General features: G+C 54.0%; 9 protein-coding genes. 3 read left to right on the forward strand and 6 right to left on the reverse strand.

Annotated elements, in window-relative coordinates:
- From BM155_RS07855 to BM155_RS07875, 5 genes are all read right to left on the reverse strand, one after another.
- Positions 1-489: a DUF6795 domain-containing protein gene (locus BM155_RS07855; RefSeq protein ID WP_074902244.1), complete on the reverse strand. Its 489-nt coding sequence runs from the start codon at positions 487-489 to the stop codon at positions 1-3.
- 5 nt (positions 490-494) lie between these two features.
- On the reverse strand, positions 495-788 hold the full coding sequence (locus BM155_RS07860) for a PAAR domain-containing protein (RefSeq protein WP_074902247.1): 294 nt from the start codon (positions 786-788) through the stop codon (positions 495-497).
- Positions 789-791: 3 nt separating this feature from the next.
- Positions 792-1,370, reverse strand: coding sequence for a DUF6931 family protein (locus BM155_RS07865; protein ID WP_067150459.1), 579 nt, complete (start codon positions 1,368-1,370; stop codon positions 792-794).
- A gap of 16 nt (positions 1,371-1,386) precedes the next feature.
- Positions 1,387-3,294: a type VI secretion system Vgr family protein gene (locus BM155_RS07870; protein WP_067150462.1), complete on the reverse strand. Its 1,908-nt coding sequence runs from the start codon at positions 3,292-3,294 to the stop codon at positions 1,387-1,389.
- 434 nt (positions 3,295-3,728) lie between these two features.
- Complete coding sequence (locus tag BM155_RS07875) at positions 3,729-4,217, reverse strand: Hcp family type VI secretion system effector (protein ID WP_067150465.1); 489 nt, start codon at positions 4,215-4,217, stop codon at positions 3,729-3,731.
- 924 nt (positions 4,218-5,141) lie between these two features.
- Here BM155_RS07875 and BM155_RS07880 point away from each other — a divergent pair.
- The 3 genes from BM155_RS07880 to BM155_RS07890 all read left to right on the forward strand — a co-directional run bounded on the left by BM155_RS07880 (position 5,142) and on the right by BM155_RS07890 (position 19,599).
- Complete coding sequence (locus tag BM155_RS07880; RefSeq protein WP_074902250.1) at positions 5,142-7,745, forward strand: bifunctional serine/threonine-protein kinase/formylglycine-generating enzyme family protein; 2,604 nt, start codon at positions 5,142-5,144, stop codon at positions 7,743-7,745.
- A gap of 91 nt (positions 7,746-7,836) precedes the next feature.
- A complete protein-coding gene (locus BM155_RS07885; RefSeq protein WP_254773152.1) occupies positions 7,837-9,798 on the forward strand; it encodes a ShlB/FhaC/HecB family hemolysin secretion/activation protein in 1,962 nt (653 codons plus the stop codon).
- A 54-nt stretch (positions 9,799-9,852) separates the two neighbouring features.
- Positions 9,853-19,599 carry a filamentous hemagglutinin N-terminal domain-containing protein gene (locus BM155_RS07890; protein ID WP_074902255.1) on the forward strand — a complete coding sequence of 3,249 codons (9,747 nt, stop codon included), beginning with the start codon at positions 9,853-9,855 and terminating at the stop codon, positions 19,597-19,599.
- A gap of 153 nt (positions 19,600-19,752) precedes the next feature.
- Here the strand turns inward: BM155_RS07890 and BM155_RS07895 are convergent.
- Positions 19,753-22,071 (reverse strand): fibronectin type III domain-containing protein (locus tag BM155_RS07895; protein ID WP_217641464.1); only part of this gene is annotated, 2,319 nt, incomplete at its 5' end.

Genomic DNA, 22,071 nt, shown 5'->3' on the forward strand with positions numbered 1-22,071 from the left:
TTACTCCCATGTGCACTGGGTTACCAAAAGGGAGCTAAAAACTTCATGAAGTTCATCTTCTTTTGATAGCTCACATTTGAGTGAAAAAGGTTTACCTTCTAGCTCGAAATTTTTTTCTGGTTTCCTTTTTGCATAATTCCAGATTTCATATTCTTTTCCCTTATATTTGACTGTGATTAACTGTGTGGCCACAAACTCCATTGGGAGTAGGTTGGTTGTGGAAGACTCGAACATGGCGGGGAGTTCAACTCGGCCTTCTTCGTCGGCAGTAAAATTATCAATTTTTTCTTTTTTCCACTTTACTAGACGTATTACTTCTGCGCCTTTCGCTGGCTCCCCATCGAGTGTGATTTGTATATTCATTTCAGAGAAAGTGCAGGCTTTTAAGGGATTCAGAAAAGTCATGGCGTACCCCAGTATTGGGAAAAATAATAGAAGAGCAAAAAAAAGCTTATTTTTTAAGAGGTGCTTGGTAGGCTTCATATTCATCAGAATTAGCCTCCAATGAGAACAGTAGGACAACCGACCACTATCTTTCCACCATGCACCGTGGAATCCCCCATCCGTGCCGCTGGTTTTCCCTGGATTATTACCGTGGTGCTGCCCATGGCGATGGTGTCCGGTGGGCCGACACAGGTACAGGTACTGCCGGCGGTTGCCGAGGGCAGTCCTCCGATAATGACGGTGGGGCCTCCGGGGCTTACTACGGGGCCGCCGACGTGGGGAACCGTGCCTGTCACCATGGGGCAAACATGCATGTCCGTGATACGGGAAGCGGGTTTTCCCATCTTTTATTCCTCGATTCTGCCGTTGCCGCCACGGGCCAGATCCAGCCCTTGATTCATGTAGCGGATAAAGCGCTTGCTGGGGTCCACCGGATCGGAAAGCACCGCTGCCAGGGTTACGCTACCGGCCACAGCGTGTGCGTATAGGTGATCGGGTGGTTCTATTACTGGTTCGCCTTCGTCTGCCAGACTGCCGTGACACCAGCTGGCTGCGGTGGCGGCCCAGCTGGCCGGTGTTTTGTGTTTGGTCTTTTCTCCTAAGGTTTTGCATCTCAGACGGGCTTCTTCACTGGGCTTCATCGCCCAGCTTTCGGCGGCCAGTAATGCCTTTACATTGTCTTCGTCTGTTTGCGGATTTTGGACATCACGGGCTGCCAGACAGGCCCACCAGACGGCTTCGCGTTTCGGCAGTCCATGTGCCAAGAGTTTGATCGCGTCCGGGTAGAGGCCCGCGTCCATCAGGCGCAAAATGCTCACTTCAGGGGCTGTATCCGGTACCAGGTGTTCTTCGGCTTCCTCGCTAACATCGAAGTTTTTAAGGAGTTCGGCGGCAGTTAATGCCTGAACTTTCACCAGGTCTGTCATCAGTCGATTTACTCCATCAATTGATCATGGTCACGCCGCCTTTCAGCTTCAGTATGCCACCGCCTTTCACTTCGGCGGTGGCGTCCCCTTTGAGCGACAGGGTGGTGCCCTTGATGGTGATACCGGCGGGGGTCAGTTTGATACTGCTACCGCCCACTTTTAGTTCTATAGATGTCTTGGAGGTGATCTGTATCGCACCCATTACATCTGTTGTCTGTTGACCCCGACTGACCTTAAGGGTGTGATTACCGGCCCCTAAAGTGATTTTCTGATCACCCTTATCGATGTTGACGGTTTGATTTCCCTTGGCGATGGTGACCGTTTCGTTGCCATCGGTAACAGTGATGCTGCGGTCCTGCTTGATCTCCAGGGTTTGTTTGTTTTCGATTTTGCCGGTTTGGTCGTTGTGGATCACAAAATTGTGATCCCGGCCGGCTTCCATATAGATTTCTTCCTTGCCACCTTTGTCGTCGAAGCGTAATTCGTTGAACTTACTGCCTTCATACTCGGTTTTCCAACCGCTTTGAGTGGCGGTGTAATTGGGGCCGGGGTTGTCACCGTTGTAGACGGCACCGGTGATTAATGGTCGGTCCGGGTCGCCGTTGATATAGGTTACCACCACTTCCTGGCCGACGCGGGGAACAAAATTGGCCCCCCAATTTTTGCCGGCAAATGACTGGACAACCCTCACCCAGCAGCTGTTTTGGGCCGAATTCCACGGGAATTTGACTTTGAGCTGAGTGTAGGGGTCTTGGGAGCTATCAGAGGCCGTGGCTTTGACCTCTAAAACCTGTGCTACCTGTGGTGAGTGGATTTTGTATGTCCGGACGATCGGATCAGGCCGCGGCATGACTGTTGCGGGTACACAGCTGAATGAGTTTTTGAAGAAAGTCTGTTCGCTGTTACTGTCCGTGGCATGTATTTTTACAGATGTAAGTAAGTACTTACCTTTTTCTGTGCTCAGTGTGTGATCGAAGTTGAACCGGCCTCCGGCGCTCAGGGCAGGGCAGTCACTGGTGCCATAGGCGACATCGAACTGTGCTTCGTGGGCTTCCATGGCCCTCTCTGCCAGAGCTTTGTGATAGCTGTCTTTAAACTTTCGCTTGTGCTCACCATCCGCTTCAAAGTGGTTCAGGCCGTACAGGCTGCGCAAATAGTTCGAAACGTCGTTGAGTTTGCTGGTGGTGTTGACCTGCTGGCGATTGTCTTTTGTCGCTGTAAATTCGTTGTAATCTTTTAGCTCGAAACCGCCGCCGTGGTAATTAAAGACCCGTTCCCAGCTACTAATGGTGTGCATGGTGGGATGGCTTCCGCCGCCGTCGTACTCTATCTTGTTTGATTCGCAGTCATAGAAATCCTGCGGATCGTCACAGAGTACGAGTTCGTGTTGCCCGTTGCTGTGTTTGAAGTAGTAGACAATCCCTTCTTCAGCCATCAGTCGGCTGACAAAGTCAAAGTCACTCTCATCAAACTGTACGCAGTACTCGCGAGTTATATATTCCGCATTGAGTTTGGTGGAAAGCTTGATGACTTTACTGTATTCACCCAGCACTTCTTCCAGAATTTGCTTGGCAGATTTTTTCTCGAATACGCGGTTTTTTCCACCGAGCGTGGTGAACCAGAGGCCGGGGCGCAAGACAGCGGTATAGCTGCGCATCCCCTCAGCGTTGACATCATGCCTGGAGAAGTGCGTCACATAACCATTGATATATCGCGGTGTCTTGGAGTAATTGACAGTGGCTGTCATTAGCTTACCGACGACATCGCTCTGATTAATGGCGTGGTTGTCTGAAATTAGCTTGAGTGTGTAGCTAAACGGCGCAGAGATGTGCTCCTCGCCGTCAATCACTGTGGCAATCAGCGTGTCCTTGCCGAGTGGGCAGTCGACGTTGATCATCCGATTGTCTTGGTTGAGAGTGGACATACTCTGCCCCTGGTCCTGAAACGTTGTTACGTTTGTAGTTTGTGCTCGGATCTTGAGATCTAGTCTGCCAATACTCCCGGAGTAACAAAGCTTTTTGTCGTGCCGGTAGTATTTATACCGGTCAGAAGGGGTGGAATATGGTGATCATTATTAAAAACCACTCTCGTGATTCCATTGCCCACGATTACCTCATCAAGGCGCAGCGTTTAATGAGGCGGCGCTGCTGTCAAGATAAGACAGAAGAATCCGTTGTACGGAGTTCATTTATCCTGGAGCAGCCGGTGAGCCCCCATAAAGTCTGACCGTCACGGTTCCAGCCTCGCTTGGCAACTATGCCTCTGCATTTTCTCCGGGGTGAAGAAACAGCGAGGGGCCGCAGCCCCGCAACCCTCGGCTGCAGGCCTCGGCCCCTGTAGCGAGAACCGAAAGGCTGCTTACAGCGGGGTAGCGGTGGCCAGGTCGTAGCCCACACGCATGTTTTTCGGGTTCTTGTTGGTTTTGTCTGCGTGAGCCAGGTCTGCCTCGATTTTGGAGAAGCTCAGGGAGATGGACTCCTGCGGAGCACCACCTGCAGAGGCGCTGATGCTGTAAGAGGAGATGATGGCATCTTCCAGCTTGTAAACAGCGTATTTCTCTACAGCGTTGGCGCCGGTCTGTACCACGTGGAATTCCACCGGAACACCTTCGTCACCGGTAACGGAAGCTTTGAACAGGCCGCCGGAGGCCGCATCAATACGCTTGGTTACGGTGATTTCGCTGATGCTCGGACGGGAGGCTTCGCGGTTGGCCATAGCCCCGGCTTCCATGCTGATGCCGCGGCCGACGCCAAAGTTGAAGCTGTCTACCTCGATCCAGTCTTCGTAACCCTTAGCGGTCACATTGCCTTTCGTCGATTTGTTGTTGAAGTTCATGTAAATAGCCATGAGTAATCCCTCTTGGTGTGGTCTGAGATAAGGGTGGTGCATCCTTTACCACCGCGGAATCGCAGCAGTTCAGGGTTGGCCGCAAAGGCAGCTGGGGAGATTTAAGCAAAGCTTTTTGCAAAAAAAAACAGTGTTTTAGAAAATTTAAATTGACTCTGGCACGAATTTTTAAGGTGGTGTAGAACAAAATTTGATCGACAGATGGTCTGGGCAGAAAATCCACTCTGGCACGATTTTTTTAAGCGGCAAAGTTGCTTACTTGGTTTCTTGTAGCGAGATAAAAAAATCAAAACTATTCAAATATATGGTTAGGCAACTCGGATGCGATTTTTTTGTTGAAATAAAATTGCATAATGCCGTTTGTGTGTTCTGCCCCTTGTAATTTCGTGTAATTTTGCTCGCAATTGGGACTAAATCACGTTTTTTGTGTGCGCTGTGCACGGCTGTTTTTTGTCGATAAATTTATTGGCAGGAATTGCGCTAGTCGTCATTGTTGCATTAAGGCGGCTTGGGTATACTCCGCGCCTGCTACGTTGCGCAGACTTTCTGTTGTGTCGCATGAAGTGTACGGAGCCGCTTTTACTGGCTGGCAGTAAAAAGCCTGTATGAGAAGCCCGGGAGATGGCTTGGATATTTCAAACCCGCCACAGTATTCATGCGAATAGATCTTGATCAGAGGGTGAGCTTTCCCCGTGAAAGCGGCTTGTCAGTTTGGGGTGGGTCAGACTTTGTGGGTGACATCCGATATGAAAAGTCTGCTGATGGTCCATCTCATCGGCGAGCTGTTTCGCTCTGAGGCGAAGTGCATATTGCGCCATGGGTGTGGGTGAACCATAAGCTTTTGCCGCGTAAATTGGGCTCAGATACCCCGGTGTTCGGGGCGGCACTGGGAGGTGCCAAAATAAATCTTCCACGGAGGCGGATTTGAACGACAAGACACGCATCGTCAGGAAAGGCAGCCACTCGGAAATCAAACCGACCGAGGGGCCGCTGGATGATGGCGATACAACGGTTTTTGTTGCCAACGACAATACCGGCGCGAATGACCATCCGCCGGTGGGTGGCAATCCCGGCCTCATTCCCACCGCCGCTGCCGGTTTCACAGCCGATGCTACAGTATTCCAAGGCGGAACGGCTGCACCGGAGGAGGGCGATGCCACGCGTATCCTCGCTTCCCCCCCGCCGCGTGAGGCTGTATTTTTCGAGTCCCCCTCTTCCGGCGCCGTCACCAAAACGGTGATTAAAGGTCGCTTCGAGCTCGATAAACTGCTTGGCGCGGGCGGCATGGGAGCGGTATACAAAGCGCTTGACCGCCGCAAACTGGAGGCCAATGACAGCGAGCCATACGTGGCGATCAAGCTGTTGAATGACGATTTCCGTCAGCACCCGGATGCCTTTATCTCCCTGCAGCGTGAGGCGCGCAAATCCCAGACCCTGGCACACCCGAATATCGTAACAGTCTACGATTTTGACCGGGACGGCGACCGCGTCTTCATGACGATGGAATTTCTCGAAGGGGCGCCGCTCGACAAACTGCTGCGGGAACACGCGGATGTCGGACTGGAGTATGAGAAGGCCTGCTCTGTACTGTATGACATTTCCCAGGCGCTCATTTATGCGCATTCCCACGGTATTGTGCACTCGGACTTCAAGCCGGGAAATATCTTTGTAACCAATAAAAAGGGTGCCAAAGTTTTTGACTTCGGCATTGCTCGCGCTGTTACTGAAGGCAGTATGGCGAGCAATGTCGGTGAGCGTACCTTATTCGACGCCGGCACCCTGGGGGCTTTGACGCCTGCCTATGCCAGTCTGGAAATGCTAAAAGGCGCCGAGCCGGCGCCCAGCGATGATGTCTATGCCCTCGGCTGCGTTGCTTATGAGTTATTTGCCGGCCGTCATCCCTTCGGAAAACTACCTGCGGATAAAGCTTGGGAAAAGAAATTAAAACCCAAGCGTATTAAGAGCTTGAGCCGCAAACAGTGGCGTGCTCTCGAATCCGCTTTGGAATTAAAGCGGGAAGAGCGAACCCCCACCGTTGAAAAATTCGTTCACGGTTTTTTTGTCAACAACACCTGGAAATGGCTTTTGGGCGCCGCTTTTGCCAGTCTGCTTGTTGGGGGCGCTGTCGGCTATAACCATTTGGAGCGGGAGAATGCGGCAGAGCAGCAGCGGGTCAAGATCGAGCTGGAGAAAAAGCTGGAGCAGGAACTGTTGCAGCGCCGTATCGCCGATAAGCGCGAAGCGATCGATCGTCTTATCAGCTTGAGCATTCTAACCCCCGACTGGGAGGATGACCTGCGAGTTGAACTGCAGGAATACGCGGAGCTCAATCCGTCGGATGAGGAGTACCTGGATTCATCTCGAGAGCGGGTTTACGAGATCTTTGTGGCGGCTGCCACAGGCCAGCTAAACCTCGGTAACCTGGACCAGGCTGATGCCATGCTGTCCAGCGCCGCGAGCTGGTACGAAGAGTCCACCGAGGCTGCGGAAATTCGGTCACGGCTGGATCGGGAGCGAGAAGAGCTGCGTGCTCGCCTCGAGGCTGAACGCTTGGCAGCCGAGCGCGAGGCAGAGCGTTTGCGCCAAGAGGAATTGCGCCGCCAGCGCCTTGCCGTTGCACGGGAGAAACAGCAAAAAATCGATGCTGTACTGGATGAGATGGAACTGGCTCTGCGGTGCGGTTTTAACATGCAAGTCTCTGCCGTATCTGCGCAGCTCAACCGGCTCGCCCAGCTGGACGCCGTTAAAGCGCAAAAAATACGTCCTGTATTGGCGGAGGAATTTAGCAATTGCTTCTCTAGCCTCGCGGTGCGGGATCCGCTGCGTACCGAACCTCTGTTGAATGAGGCCCGGATACTGCTTCCCAACCAGTCAAATTTACAGGAGTTCAAGCTCGATTTTTGTGCACACCTGCGCCCCGGAAGTGGCGGACGCGGCAATCGCTACACCTGTGCGGACCGGCTGGCCGACGGCACGGATGCTCCGCGGATGGTTGTCGTTACGGGTAGTGCTGGCAAGCCCCTGGCCATCGGCAAATATGAAATTAGTAACCGAGAATTCGGCAAGTATTGCGCGGCTTCCGCGCAATGTGAACCGGATGCGCTGGGAGCCGCGAATCTGCCGGTTAACAACATCAGTATTGCGCAGGCCCAGGCTTATATTGACTGGCTGAGTGCGCAAACCGGCAATGAATACCGCCTGCCCACGGAGCGAGAATGGTTTGCCGCCGCCAATGCCAACGGCATGGGTGAAGTCGCTGACCGCAACTGTCACCTGAAATATCGGGGCGTTGAGAAGGGGGCGGAACTGGTTGCGACTCGGGCCGGAAGCCCCAATGGCTTCGGCCTCATCAACGCGGTGGGTAATGTGCAGGAGTGGGCCTATACCAGCGAGGGCGAACTGATGGCCGTCGGTGGCAGCCGACGGGACCCGATGAGCCGCTGCCTGGCTACCACCAAGCGCCAGCACACCGGTGAGGCCGACGAACTGACCGGATTCCGCATCGTAAGGGACCTAGACAGGCCCTGAAAAATCTTTTTGAAACATAAATAACACCCTTCTCGCCGCGAGAGGGTTCAGTCTGTACGGGATACAGGGATTGTTAGGGGGTGATATGCTCGTGCGTTTAAAGAATCAGCTGGCGTTTGCTGGAGTCAGCTTGTTGTTGCCAGCCTTTGTTTGTGCTCAGGAGGGGGAGTCCGGCTTTCGCAGTCGCGTTCGTGCTGCCTTCGATCAAAATGCCCCCACAATCGCCGAGCCGGATGTCACCAGGGATTTCCTGCAACGCACGCAGGAGCGGGAAGATCCAAACCTCAATACGGATATCCCGGAAATTGCCCGGCGCAATCACGGGCCGCGTATCACTGTTAAGAAATTCCGTTTCCACCGCCTGGAAGAGTATCCCGAGTTCGGTATCACTCGCGAAGTAGTGGAACAGCTCGCCGAAGAGCTCCGGGTCAAATTCATGAAAGAAGACCAGATCCTCGCCGGTGGTTACACCAAGGAGAATCTGGAAGAGCTGGCGCTGTTGCTCGATAGTATGAATGCACAGTATGCGCCGGAAGAGCTGGGCGCTGCCCAGTTGCGCAAACTGGTCAGCATCATCGAAAAGCAGAATGCCGAGCGCGGTCTCAGCTATGGAGACCTGGAGGAGATCGCTGCTGAGCTCACTCGGTTCTATCGTCGACAGGGGCTTTTCCTGGCCCAGGTACAGATTCCCGCGCAGGAAGTGGAAAACGGTGTAGTTACCCTGACGGTACAGGAAGGCCTGTTGGGACAGGTGGCTGCCGAGGGTAACAGGAAGTATTCACTGGAACAGCTCGCGATACCATTCGAGGACCAGCGCGGCAAGCTGGTGGATCACAAGAGCATCGAAGAGGGGCTCTATCTGCTCAACGACCTGCCCAGTTTAAATGTCACCGGTTATTTCAGCCCCGGAGACAACCCTGGTGAAACCAAGCTGAACCTTAAAGTGCGGGACGAAAACCCCTGGCGGGCGGTAACGCGGTTGGACAACCACGGCTCCGCGTTCACTGGCGACCAGCGCTCCTTCACCTCCGTCGACTGGCTCAACCCGCTGGGTATCGGCGACGCCCTGACTATTGGATACCTCAAGTCCACTAATGCGGACAACCTGGACTCGGACTTTGGCTCCGACCTGGCCCAGTTCCGCTACAGTCTGCCGTTGTTCGGCCCGCGCACCCGCCTGCAATTTTCCGCCGACTACAACGAGTTTTCCCTGCAGGATCTGAAAGATCCGAACAATGTGGTCAACCTGTTGAACATTGAGGGTGTCAACGAGAGCTATGCGCTGAGTGTCGATCACAAGTTTCGCCGCTCCCGCGACTTCAACCTCACGGGTTCCTTCAGCCTCACGAACAAAAAATCAGATCTCAACGCCATCATCGAACTCCCGGAGCCAGGTGACCATGTATATGGCGGTGAAGTGGGCTTCTATGTCGACAGCCTCTCCAACGGCACTGTGCCCATGCTGAATATATTGAATGCAAAAATTCAGTATGGCGAACACCAGAAAGAAGTCGATCCCGAGCGGGGCAATGACTTCACTAAATTCGCCCTGGAAACCAGCTCGCTGTTCTTTGTACCGCTACCGTTTACCGACACTCAGTCACGGCTGATTCTGAAAAGCCGTTGGCAGTACAGCGACAGCAGCCTGCCCGCCTTCGAACAATTTTCCCTGGGTGGTGCCAGCGGTGTCCGCGCCTTCGATGTGCGTGATTTTTCCGCCGACCGCGCAGGCCTGCTGTCCGCCGAGTGGTACTTCGACTTTCCCGACGCACTTAATCCGCGCATTTTCGACTACCGCCTGAATGATATCTTACAGGTGGCACTGATCGCCGATGGCGGCTACGGTGTTGTCAACAACTACGAACAAGATATCCATGACGACTGGGCCGGCTTATCTGGGGCCGGACTGTTGTTCAAACTGAGCTGGGAGGAGTCCTTCGCCAGCCAGATATCCGTGGCCTGGCCCACAATGTCCAAGTCCTCTGTTGAGGGAACGGGAGACGACGCGGACGATCCCGCTATCTACGCGGATTTTTCCTTTTTCTTTGATTGATCACCAATTATCGACTGCTGACTTGTAGCAGGATGCGCTTCACAAGGTGCCGGCATGAAAGCAAAAGAAATAACGCTCGAACTGAAAAAACTCACTTCGGCTATCAAGGTGTGTCACCTGGCCTGGGCAGGACTGATTGCCGGTCAGATTGTCAGTCCATCCGCACAGGCCGCACCGGAAGGCGGCACAGTGGTCGGTGGCGAAGGCTCCATCAACACCAGTGACCTCACCACCATCATCGACCAGAAAACGGACCTCCTGGCGATAGACTGGGAATCTTTCAACCTGACCGAAGAGGAAATCGTTAAATTTCTCCAGCCCGGGTCCTCTTCGGTAGTGCTGAACCGCATACTCGACGAAAACCCCAGTGATATTCGCGGCAGTATCGAGGCCAACGGCCACGTTATCCTCGCCAACCCCCGCGGCGTACTCTTTACTGAAACCGCCACCGTTAACGTCGGTGCCATCACCGCCGCCGGATTGGATATTAACCCGCAGGAATTTATGAACGGCAACTTCGCCTTTAAGGGCGAAGACGGCAGTGCCGGTGTGGTGGTCAACCGCGGTCTCATCAATGCCGCCAGCGCCGTGCTGGTGGGAAAACAAGTGACCAATGCCGCGAGTGGCCTGATCAGCGCTGAAATGGTGAGCCTCGCCGCAGCAGATGAAGCTGTACTCACCTTCGATGCGGACGGCCTGATCGGGGTAAAAGTCACCAAGGAGGTGATGGAAAACCAGATGGGCCTGGACAGCGCCGTCTTAAATAAAGGCGCTATTGAAGGCACTACGGTGCTTATGGAAGCCAGCGTTTCCGGCGACCTCTTTACCGCCGCGGTCAACAACGAAGGTACGGTACAAGCGCGCGGAATCGACACCAGTGGCGGCAAGATCCGCCTGTTCGGCTCGGGTTCCGGTGTTGTTAACAGCGGAGCCCTGGATGCATCGGGCACACAGGGCGGCGAAGTTATTATCGAGGGGGACAGCGCCACGCACAGTGGTCAGATTGCTGTAATCGGAAATGCGGGAGAGGGAGGCTCAGTCCAGGTACTGGGCGACGAGGTTACCGTCAGCGGCGACATCGATGCCCGCGGTACTGCCAGTGGCGGCGAGGTGCTGATCGGTGGTGACTACCGGGGTGAGAACGACGAAGTTCGCAATGCAACAACCACCGTTGTCACCGCCGAAGCCGAGATCAATGCCAGCGGAATCGATAACGGCGATGGCGGCAAGGTCATCGTCTGGGCCGACGACACCACTCAGTTTGGCGGCACCATCCGCGCCGAGTCTGGCGAACTCGGGGGCGACGGCGGATTTGTCGAAACATCCGGCAAAGTCAATCTGCACCTGGATGGAGACACTATGTTTGTGTCTACCCTGAGTCTTGCTGGTGGGGAGACTGGGGAGTGGTTGTTGGATCCGGAGTGGTTAGATATCACTGATGGTGACTGCAGTGCCGAAAACAATTGTATTTCAGTAAGCGACTTAGGCGATGCTCTTTCCAGTACCAATGTCATCATAACGACCACCGCTGACGGTGCTAGTAGCGATTTTGACCTAGGTCTAGGAGACGATAACAACGATTATTCTTATGGTATTTCCGTTTCAGGTGATGTGAGTTGGAGCTCCGGTACTACTCTGGAATTACACTCCCATACGAATGTGCTGATCAGCGCAAGTGGTCAGATTAGCAATTCGAGTGGCAACCTTGAAATAAAGACTGGTGACGGCTATTTCAAAAACGAGGGTACGGTAGGCGTTTCCAGTTTCACACTGGATTTGGCGGGAGCGTTTGAAAACAGTGGAATTATTACTGTCAGTGAATTGAATTTGACGTTGGGTATTGCTGGAGATGATACAAACAATACCCTGGGGAATTTAACTGTTAGTGGAACTGGTACTATTACCGGTAAAGCTGGAAAAGATCAATTTACGCTGACCTCCGCAGATGAAACGCTGATTTTGGGGGGAGGGCAAAAGTTCTCCCTAAATAGTATTACATTCGTTGATATTGAAGAAGTGGACACCGGCCTGGGTGAGGACAGTGTTATCAGCGCTGATGGCATTGACTGGCTGCTGACAGGCGCGGATAACCAGGCCGAAAACAGCGGCATTACCTTCAGCAACGTTGAGTCAATCACTGCGCTTAACGCCGGACTCACAGGAACCACTGCGGACGAAACCTTTACGCTCAATGGTGATGGCACCGTCGACAGCTACGGCATGACCTTCACTGGCCTGACGGCTGTGGATGGTAACGGTGGCACTGACGTACTGGATACCAGTGCTTATGTGGCAGGCGTGACGCTCACCAATAACGATAACGAGTTGAGCGCAGGCGGCACCACTTTCAGTAATATCAGCAGCGCAGTGGCCACTAAACTTTCTGGCACTAGTAACGCAGACCATTTCGATATCACCGGCGCCAACAGCCTCGATGTCGCGGGCATCAGCTTCAGCGGCTTGACGGAGGTGGACTCCGGCTCGGGTGAGGACAGTGTGACTGGAGCCGATGGCGCGGACTGGGTGCTGACCGGTACAAATAATCAGGCCGAGAGCAGCGGTATCACCTTCAGCAACATAGAGTCGATCAGCACGCTTAACGTCGAACTCACCGGAACCACTGCGGACGAAATTTTCACACTCAATAGCGATGGCAGTGTCGACAGCTACGGCATAACTTTCAGTGGCCTGACTGCGGTCAATGGTGTAGATGGCACAGACGCATTGGATGCCAGTGCTTATGCGGCAGGCGTGGTGCTCACCGATACCGACAACGAGCTGGACGCAGGCAGCATCACCTTCAGTAATATCCACAGCGCAGAGGCCAGCTCGCTGACCGCCACCAGTGGCGCAGACCATTTCGATATCACCGGCGCCAACAGCCTCGATGTCGCGGGCATCAGCTTCAGCGGCTTAGCGGAGGTGGACTCCGGCTTGGGTGAAGACAGTGTGACCGGAGCCGATGGCGCGGACTGGGTACTAACCGGCACGGATAACAAGGCCGAGAGCAGTGGTATCACCTTCAGCAACATAGAGTCGGTCAGCGCAGTTAATGCCGAACTCACCGGAACCATTGAGAACGAAACTTTCGTTCTCAATGCCGATAGCAGTATCGACATCTACGGCATGATCTTCAGCGGCTTAACCGCAGTCAACGGCGCAGGTGGCAGCAACGTACTGGATGCCAGCGTGATCGCGGCTGGTGGGGAGCTCACGGGAACTGACAACCAACTGATCGCTGCTGGAATTACCTTTAGCAATATCCATAGCGCAGAGATCACTGCACTGACAGGCAGTAGTGGAAGTGATCACTTTGAGGTAACCGGCGTTAATGCGCTAAAAGCCAATGGCATAGCAGTGAATGGAATCAGTACGTTGGATGCCATGGGTGGCACCGATAGTGTTATCGGTGCAGATGGTATCGACTGGCTGCTGACAGGCATAAATAATCGGGCTGAAAACAGTGGTATTACCTTCAGCAACGTTGAGTCAATCACTGCGCTTAACGCCGGACTCACAGGAACCACTGCGGATGAAACCTTTACGCTCAATAGCGATGGCACCGTCGACAGCTACGGTATGACCTTCACAGGTCTGACTGCCGTGGATGGTGTAGGTGGCAGTGACACACTGGATGCCAGTGCTTATGAAGACGGCGTGGCGCTTACCGGTGAGAAAAAAGAGCTGGTCGCCAACGGAACCACCTTCAGTAATATCCACAGTGCGGTGACGGCAGCACTGGGCGGCAGTAGTGGAGATGATTTCTTTGATATCACCGGTGACAACAGCCTCGAAGCTGCGGAAATCAGTTTCAGCGGCGTTACCAAGGTCGCAGCTGGAGAAGGGAACGACAGTCTCAAAGCAATAGAAACCGTCACTCTGACTGGTGCGCAAAATACGGCAACCACCAGTGGTATTACTTTTACTGAGTTGGATGCAGCGAGTGGAGGAAGCCTCGAAGCCTCTAACCAAGATGACACTTTTATTGTCACTGGTGTTGAGGCGCTGACTGCCAACGGTATTGCCTTTAGCGGCATTAGCAGTTTGGATGCCATGGGCGGCACCGATAGTGTTATCGGTGCAGATGGTATCGACTGGCTACTGACTGGCATAAATAAGCAGGCCGAAAACAGCGGCATTACCTTCAGCAATGTCGAGTTAATCACCGCGCTTAACGCCGGACTGACGGCTACCAGTGGTGATGAGACTTTCGCTGTCAATGGCAGTGGTCATGTCGCTATCTACGACATGACCTTTACAGGTCTGACAGCTGTGGACGGTAACGGCGGCACTGACGCACTGGATGCCGGTGCCTATGGAGAGGGGGTAGTCCTTACCGGTGGTGATAAAGAACTGATCGCCAACGGAATCACCTTCACCAATATTCACAGCGCAGAGGCGAATGCGCTGGCTGGTAGCAGTGAGGATGACCTTTTTACCATCACAGGTGTTGAGGCGCTGACCGCCAACGGTATTGCCTTTAGCGGTATTAGCAGCTTGGATGCCATGGGTGGCACCGATAGTGTTATCGGTGAAGATGGTGTCGACTGGCTACTGACAGGCATAAATAAACAGGCCGAAAACAGCGGCATCACCTTCAGCAATGTCGAGTTAATCACCGCGCTTAACGCCGGGCTCACCGGAACCGCTGCGGACGAAACCTTCACACTCAATAGCGATGGCAGTGTCGACAGCTACGGCATCACTTTCAGTGGATTGAACACCGTGGATGGCGTAGGTGGTGGTGATACCTTGGATGCCAGCGCGATTGCGGCAGGTGTAGCGCTCACCGGTACCGACAACCAGTTGAGTGCAGGCGGTATCACCTTCAGCAATATCCACAGCGCTGAGGCCAGCGCGCTGACCGCTACCAGTGGCGGAGACCAGTTCGATATCACCGGCGCCAACAGCATCGACGTTGCGGGCATCAGCTTCAGCGGCTTGACGGAGGTGGACTCCGGCTCGGGTGAAGACAGTGTCACCGGAGCCGTTGGGGCTGACTGGATACTGACAGGTACAAATAACCAGGCCGAGAGCAGCGGCATTACCTTCTCCAACGTAGAGTTAATCAGTGCAGTTAACGCCGGGCTCAATGCGACCACTGCGAACGAAACTTTCGTTCTCAATGCCGATGGCAGTGTTGACAGCTACGGCATGACTTTCAGTGACTTAACTGCAGTTCATGGCGTGGGTGGCATCGACTCGTTGGATGCCAGCGCTTATGTGGCCGGTGGGGAACTCACGGGAAGTGACAATGAACTGGTCGCCGCTGGAATCATTTTCAGCAATATCCACAGCGCTGTAGCTACTGCGCTGGCTGGTAGCAACGAAGACGACCAGTTCACCATCACTGGCACCAATGCGCTGACTGCCAATGGAATTGCTTTCAATGACATTACGCATCTGGATGCCATGGGCGGCAGCGATAGTGTTACCGGCGCCAGTGGCATTGACTGGCTGCTGACAGGCGCGGACAACCAGGCCGAAAACAGCGGCATTACCTTCACCAATGTCGAATTAATCACCGCGATTAACGCCGGGCTCAGCGGAACCGCTGCGGACGAAACCTTTACGCTCAATAGCGATGGCACCGTCGACAGCTACAACATGACCTTTACAGGTTTGGCTGCCGTGGATGGTAACGGTGGCACTGACGCACTGGATGCCAGTGCTTATGCATCGGGCATAGAGCTCACTGGTACAGACAACCAGCTGAGCGCAAATGGAATTAACTTCAGCAATATCCACAGTGCAGTGGCCACCGCGCTGACTGCTACCAGCGACGCTGACCACTTTGATATCACCGGAGCCAATAGCCTCGAAGTCGCGGGGATCAGCTTCAGCGGCTTGACGGAGGTGAACTCCGGCTTGGGTGAAGACAGTGTGAGCGGTGTTGATGGTGTCGATTGGATACTAACCGGCACGGATAACCAGGCCGAGAGCAGCGGCATTAGCTTCACCAACATAGAGTCGATCAACGCGGTTAACGCCGCACTCAATGCGACCGCAGCGGCAGAAACTTTCATTCTCAATGCCGATAGCAGTATCGACAGCTACGGTATGACCTTCAGCGGCTTGAACGCAGTCAATGGCATGGGTGGCAGCGACGCACTGGATGCCAGCGCGATCGCGGCCGGTGGGGAACTCACAGGAAGTGACAACGAGTTGGCCGTATCCGGAATCACTTTCAGCGATATCCACAGCGCAGAGATCACTGCACTGACAGGCAGTAGTGGAAGTGATCACTTTGAGGTAACCGGCGTTAATGCGCTAAAAGCCAATGGCATAGCAGTGAATGGAATCAGTACGTTGGATGCCATGGGTGGCACCGATAGTGTTATCGGTGCAGATGGTATCGACTGGCTGCTGACAGGCATAAATAATCGGGCTGAAAACAGTGGTATTACCTTCAGCAACGTTGAGTCAATCACTGCGCTTAACGCCGGACTCACAGGAACCACTGCGGACGAAACCTTTACGCTCAATAGCGATGGCACCGTCGACAGCTACGGTATGACCTTCACAGGTCTGACCGCTGTGGATGGTATTGGCGGTACTGACGCACTGGATGCCAGCGCTTATGCAGACGGTGTGGCACTCGCTGATGGCGACAATCAACTGGTCGCCAGTGGAATCACCTTTAGCAATATCTTCAGCGCAGAGGCCACTGCATTAAGGGGTAGCAGCGGCAATGACCAGTTTATGGTAACTGGAAGCAATGCGCTGACCGCCAACGGCATTGCCTTCAGTGACATTACCAGTTTGGATGCCATGGGCGGCAACGATAGTGTCACCGGCGCCGACGGTGCCGACTGGTTGCTGACCGGCTTGGATAACCAGGCAGAAAACAATGGCATTACCTTCAGCAATATTGAATTAATTACTGCCGTTAACGCCGGCCTCACAGCGACCAGTGCTGACGAATCCTTCACACTCAATAGCGATGGCAGTATCGACAGCTACGGCATGACCTTTATTGGTCTGACTGCTGTGGACGGTGTCGACGGCGATGACTCACTGGACGCCAGTGCTTATGCATCAGGCGTAGCGCTCACTGGAACAGATCATCAGCTAAGTGCAAATGGAATTAACTTCAGCAATATCCACAGCGCACAGGCCTCAGATCTGACCGGCACCAGTGGCGCAGACCAGTTCGATATCACCGGTACCAACAGCCTCGACGTTGCGGGCATCAGTTTCAGCGGCTTGAGTAGTGTGGATGCCGGAAGCGGGACTGACGAGCTTGCGGCTGATGGCTCGGTGACCCTGAGCGGTTCCCTGTCCGTAACCGCCAGCGCTATCGACTTTGCCAATATCGAAACAGTGACCAATACCGGCGCACTGACCGGCACCGACAGCGATGATACCTTTTCCATGGTCGCTGCTAATCAGTTGGACAGCTATGGCATACGTTTTGAGGGCGTAAATTCCGTAGCGGCTGCAGCGGGTAGTGACCATCTGGTGGGACTGGATAGCGAATCCTGGCAGCTGAGTGGCAGCGACAATGCATTGCGTCAGCTGGGTATCGATTTTACCGGGCTGGAGAGCACCAGCGGTGGCAACGGGATATTGCTCGGGTCTGGAGCCGGTGACCAGTTTGAGATTACGGCGGACAACCAAGTGGCGGCCAATAGCATCCGCTTTGCCGATATCACTCATGTGGATGCCGCAGGGGGGGTGGATCAGGTGACTTCCCCCGATAGCGCAACCTGGATATTGGGCGCCGCGAATGGCAGTGCTGCAGCTGCCGGAATCGACTTCCTGAATATTGAAAGAGTTGCCGGAAATGATGTGGTCGTGGACGCGGCCACCAACAATGCCAGTGACAACATTGTCTTGAGTGGCACCGGTAAGGCCCTCCGTGTTCGAGGCATTGACTTCTCCTCGGTAAGCACACTATCCGCCGGTGACGATAGTGGAGATTCGGTAACCAGTAATGCCAGCGAATGGCTGTTGGCTGGTACTGACGGAGCCCTTTCGGTCAACGGTGTCGAATTGTCCGGTATCGACCGGGTAATCACCTCCAATGCACTCCTGCGCGGCACGGACAGCGGCGAAACCTTCGCTCTGTCCGGTGAAAATGCGTTGGAAGTCGCCGCCATGGCTTTCGAGGGCATTTCCCAGGTAATCGCCGGTGGCGGCAGTGATTTGCTGCAGGGCACCGCGGATGCGGATCATTTCGAACTGGCAGACAACGGCGATATCAGCGCAGCCGCTATCAATTTCAGCGGCATTGAAACCGTGGCCGCGGGGGAGGGCGAAGATACCGTTGGCGCCGGTGGGGCCAACTGGACTTCGGTACTCAGTGGCGATGCCCTGGTTGAAGGCAGTGCCCGGGCCACGGTAAACAGCATAACGGTGCTGTTCGAAAACCTGGAGCAGGTGAATAACGCTGACGCCTACACCGGCCAGGATATCGACAGCGAATACACCTTCAGCAGCCTGGATACGGTGACTGTTGCCGGGGTGACTTTCGCCGGTTTGTCCAGCTTTACCGCTGGCAGCGGGGTTGATGTGCTGCGCGGAGCTGATATCGACGCGCAGTGGTCCTTGGATGACGAACAGGGAAGCATCACCAGCGGCGCTCAGTCGATGCTGTTTAGTGGTGTGGAGTCCATAGTGGCTGGCAGTGGCGCGGACCAGTTTACGCTCACCGGTGGTGTCTTAGAGGCGCTCGATACCGGTGCCGGCAATGACAGTGTACAACTTGCGGGAACACGTCTGCAGGCACTGTATCTCGGAGAGGGTAACGACTACTTGCAGGTGGATGCCGACAGCAGCCAGAATCTCCAGCTCAGTGGCGGCAGTGGCGACGACGAGTTCCAGCTCAATGTGGCCGAAAAAACCTGGCAGATCAACGGCGCCAATACCCGGGTAGGTAACTTCCAGCTCTCCGGCTTCGAGTGGCTGGATAACAATACCAATAGCTTGGCGCTGGAAACCGATCAGAATTTTACTTTTGTCAATGGCGGTGACAGCTCCGCTAACTTTAACCGCAACGGTGCCGGTATTCTGTTTGCCGACAGCGGTCTGCGCCTGGGGTACGATGGCAGTGGGGATATCAGCATTATCAGCACGGGAATCGACACCATCACTGGCGATCTGAAGGCGAACAGGGCGGCGCTGGTGGTTGCCGGCAACGTGGATATTGAAACCGACGTCAATGTCCTCGATATTCACTCCTCCGTTGGCGATATTGATATTTCCGTGCTGGCGGAAAAAGATCTTGTGATCGACGAGATCAATGCCGGTCGTGGCAATATCGTCATAAACAGCAAAAGTTTCGGAAGTCTTACCGCTGAAACCTACGGAGATACCCATCTGACCGCTGGCAAAGTGCGGTTGGGGGACGAATTGCAGCAGTGGACAGTAATTGGTAGTGCCGTTAACCCGCTGCGGATGGATGTCTCCGAGTCGGTGGATATTGTCGCTATCAGCTACTTTGAGCCGGACTTTATCCGCCAGATTCCCGCCTTTAGCGCGACTGGTGACGAGCTGCAATCCGTGGCTGGCGCCCAGACTGCGCAAGGGCTTAAGTCCGCCGTTCAGAATGCGGTGGAAGACTTCGCCCAGGTGGACCCGGGGATCTTTACGGAGGTCTACCCTTACAGTACCGGTGTGGATGCGGTAAATACCCCGGAAATGCGCCTGAAAGGTGATCAGCTTCTGCCTGTTGTGGGTCATCCGGAAGAAGATGAAGAGGACGGCCCATTAAACCGGGCCGCCGAACTTGGCAGTATCAGCTCGGGGTCCAGGAAAGGCCCATATACAGGGGTGGGGACTGTTGGTGCGGGAAGGTAAGTAGTAAGTGCAAAATCTTAATCGTTAAAACAGCCCGCTACTTATTTAGCGCGGAATAAAAAAGGCCGGCATTAAGCCGGCCTTTTTGTTGTTGCTTCGTTTGAAATTAATAGTTTTCAGCAGTCTTATCAACTATCAATTTTCTCTAAGCCTTTAGTCCGTTGCAGATCCGGCAAGAGGCAGAATAGCGAAGTGAGGCGAAAATTCACCGTTGACTTCGGTGAAGTACCCCGCTAGATAGAGAGAGTTCCCTGACACCGTTAAGGAATAAGCACCATCAGAAAGGGAAGAGCCCAAATCCAGCAGGGTATTGTCGCTGTCAAAGGCGGCTAGATAACTGCGCGGCTTTCCGTTAACAGTGTCAAAGTCTCCACCAGCATAGAGGGTTCCGTTGTTTTCTGTAAGGACAAAGACTGGACCATTGATATCGGGATTCGAATCAGCCAGGCTGCCATCGGTGTTAATGGCTGCTATATAATTACGAGAGATTCCTCCGATGCTGGAGAACCGGCCACCGATATAAATGGTGTTGTTATGAATTATGGATGTATAGATCCACTGGTCTGCATCAAGTGTCCAATCGAGCAGGCTGCCGTCGGTATTGATGGCAGCTAAATTCTCTCGTGGCTGCTCATTAACACTACTAAATTTCCCCCCCAAAATAACGGTATCTCCGCTAATGGCAATGGTTCTGACAACGCTACTAAAAATGCTACTCACATCGCTACTTACATCTGGGTTCCAGGTAAGCAGGCTGCCATCGGTAGTACTAATTGCTGCTGCGTTATTGCGGGTTTGTTCGTTAAAATTGGAAAAATAACCACCTACGTACAAAGTATTCTCAGCTAATGTGAGTGCATATACGGTGCCTTTTTCTTCTGGCCCCATGTTAATGTCCCAGTCACAGCTAAGTAGTGTGTCGCTGGTATCTATGGCTGCTAATGCGTGGCACTCTTCACCATTGATAGACTCGAAGTTTCCCCCCGCATATACGGTATTACCGTCCACTGCGAGTGCCTTGACATTTCCGTCTGCACTTGGGCTCCAGGGGAGCAGTTGGCCTTCACTGTCAATAGCTGCTAGGCGATTGCGTGCATACCCCTGAACGCTGGTGAAGTCGCCGCCTGCATATACCGTATCGTCACTGACCGCAAGTGCCGTGACGCCTGCCGTGGGGCCGCCGTGGGTCGCCGGGCTCCAGTCGAGCAGGTTGCCGTCGGTATCGATGGCCGCTAGGCTATTGCGTTCTTGCCCGTCTATGCTGGTGAATTTTCCACCCACATAGACGGTATCGCCGACCACTGTGATTGCGTAAACATCAAAATTGGGGTTTGGGCTCCAGTCGAGCAGATTGCCGCTGCTATCAAACGCGGCCAAGTAGTTGCGAGTTTCTCCGTTTATAGAGACGAATGGAGAGTCCCAACCTATAAAAATGGTATCCTCGGCCACTGCAATGGAGCATTGCGTTGTACAATAAAATGCGCCAATACCCGGATTCCAATCGAGCAGGTTACCGTTGGTATCGACGGCGGCGACGCCATTGTGTGTTTGTTCGTTGATCTTTTTGAAATTTCCGGTCACGTAAATGGTGTCGCCAGACACAGCGAGGTCGTGTACTTGACGGTCAAAATCCAGACTCCAGTCGTGTAGGCTACCGTCGGTATTGATAGCGGCTAGAGCATCGTGCGTTTCCCCGTCTATGTTGCTGAAATCACCTCCTACATAGATGGTGCCGTCTGCTATTGCGATGGCGTTAACGTTGGAGTTGGCAGCAGGGCGCCATTCGAGCAGGTTGCCGTCGGCATCAATAGCGGCCAGGTTGATGCGTGGCTGCCCGTTAACTTTGTCAAAATCTCCGCCGATATATACGGTATCGTCCAGTACGGCAAGGGCGTTAATGTTACCGTCAATGGTCGGGTTCCAATCACCCAAGGTGCCATCGGCGCGGATATAGGCCAGGTTGTTGCGGGCTTCTCCGCCGACGGTTGTGAACTCGCCGCCGATATAGAAGCCCCCCTTGTTATCGCCTGCAACCGCGGTTACCGGCCCGTTGACCAGCGGAAAGGCTCCTGCGTACCCACTGGTTGTACTAAAGGGAACACCGTGGCCACTAAGCACGCCGAAATAGGTGAAGTATCCTCCCAGGTAGACAGTGCCGTCGGTACCTGTGGCCATGGCGTTAATCCTATCATTTGGCACCAGTCGATCCGGCCGCGCGCCGGCTTCATTGGAAACGGCGCGGCTGGTTTCGACAACGGATTCCACCTGGAACCAGTAGTTCTGGCCGTTAGTAAGTCCGGTGACTGTATAGGGGGATTCGGCGCCTGCCACCATGGTTCCGCCCGGGCAGCTTGCGTAGTTTTCGATATCGCAGCCGGGTGCGGTGGAATAAAACAGGTTGTAGCTGTCCGCCCCGGTGTCTTCCCAGGTCAGTGTCACCGATTCGGCGTCGGCCTTGGCCTGGAGTACCGT

The organism is Microbulbifer thermotolerans (genome assembly GCF_900112305.1).
GTDB classification, from domain to species: Bacteria; Pseudomonadota; Gammaproteobacteria; order Pseudomonadales; family Cellvibrionaceae; genus Microbulbifer; species Microbulbifer thermotolerans.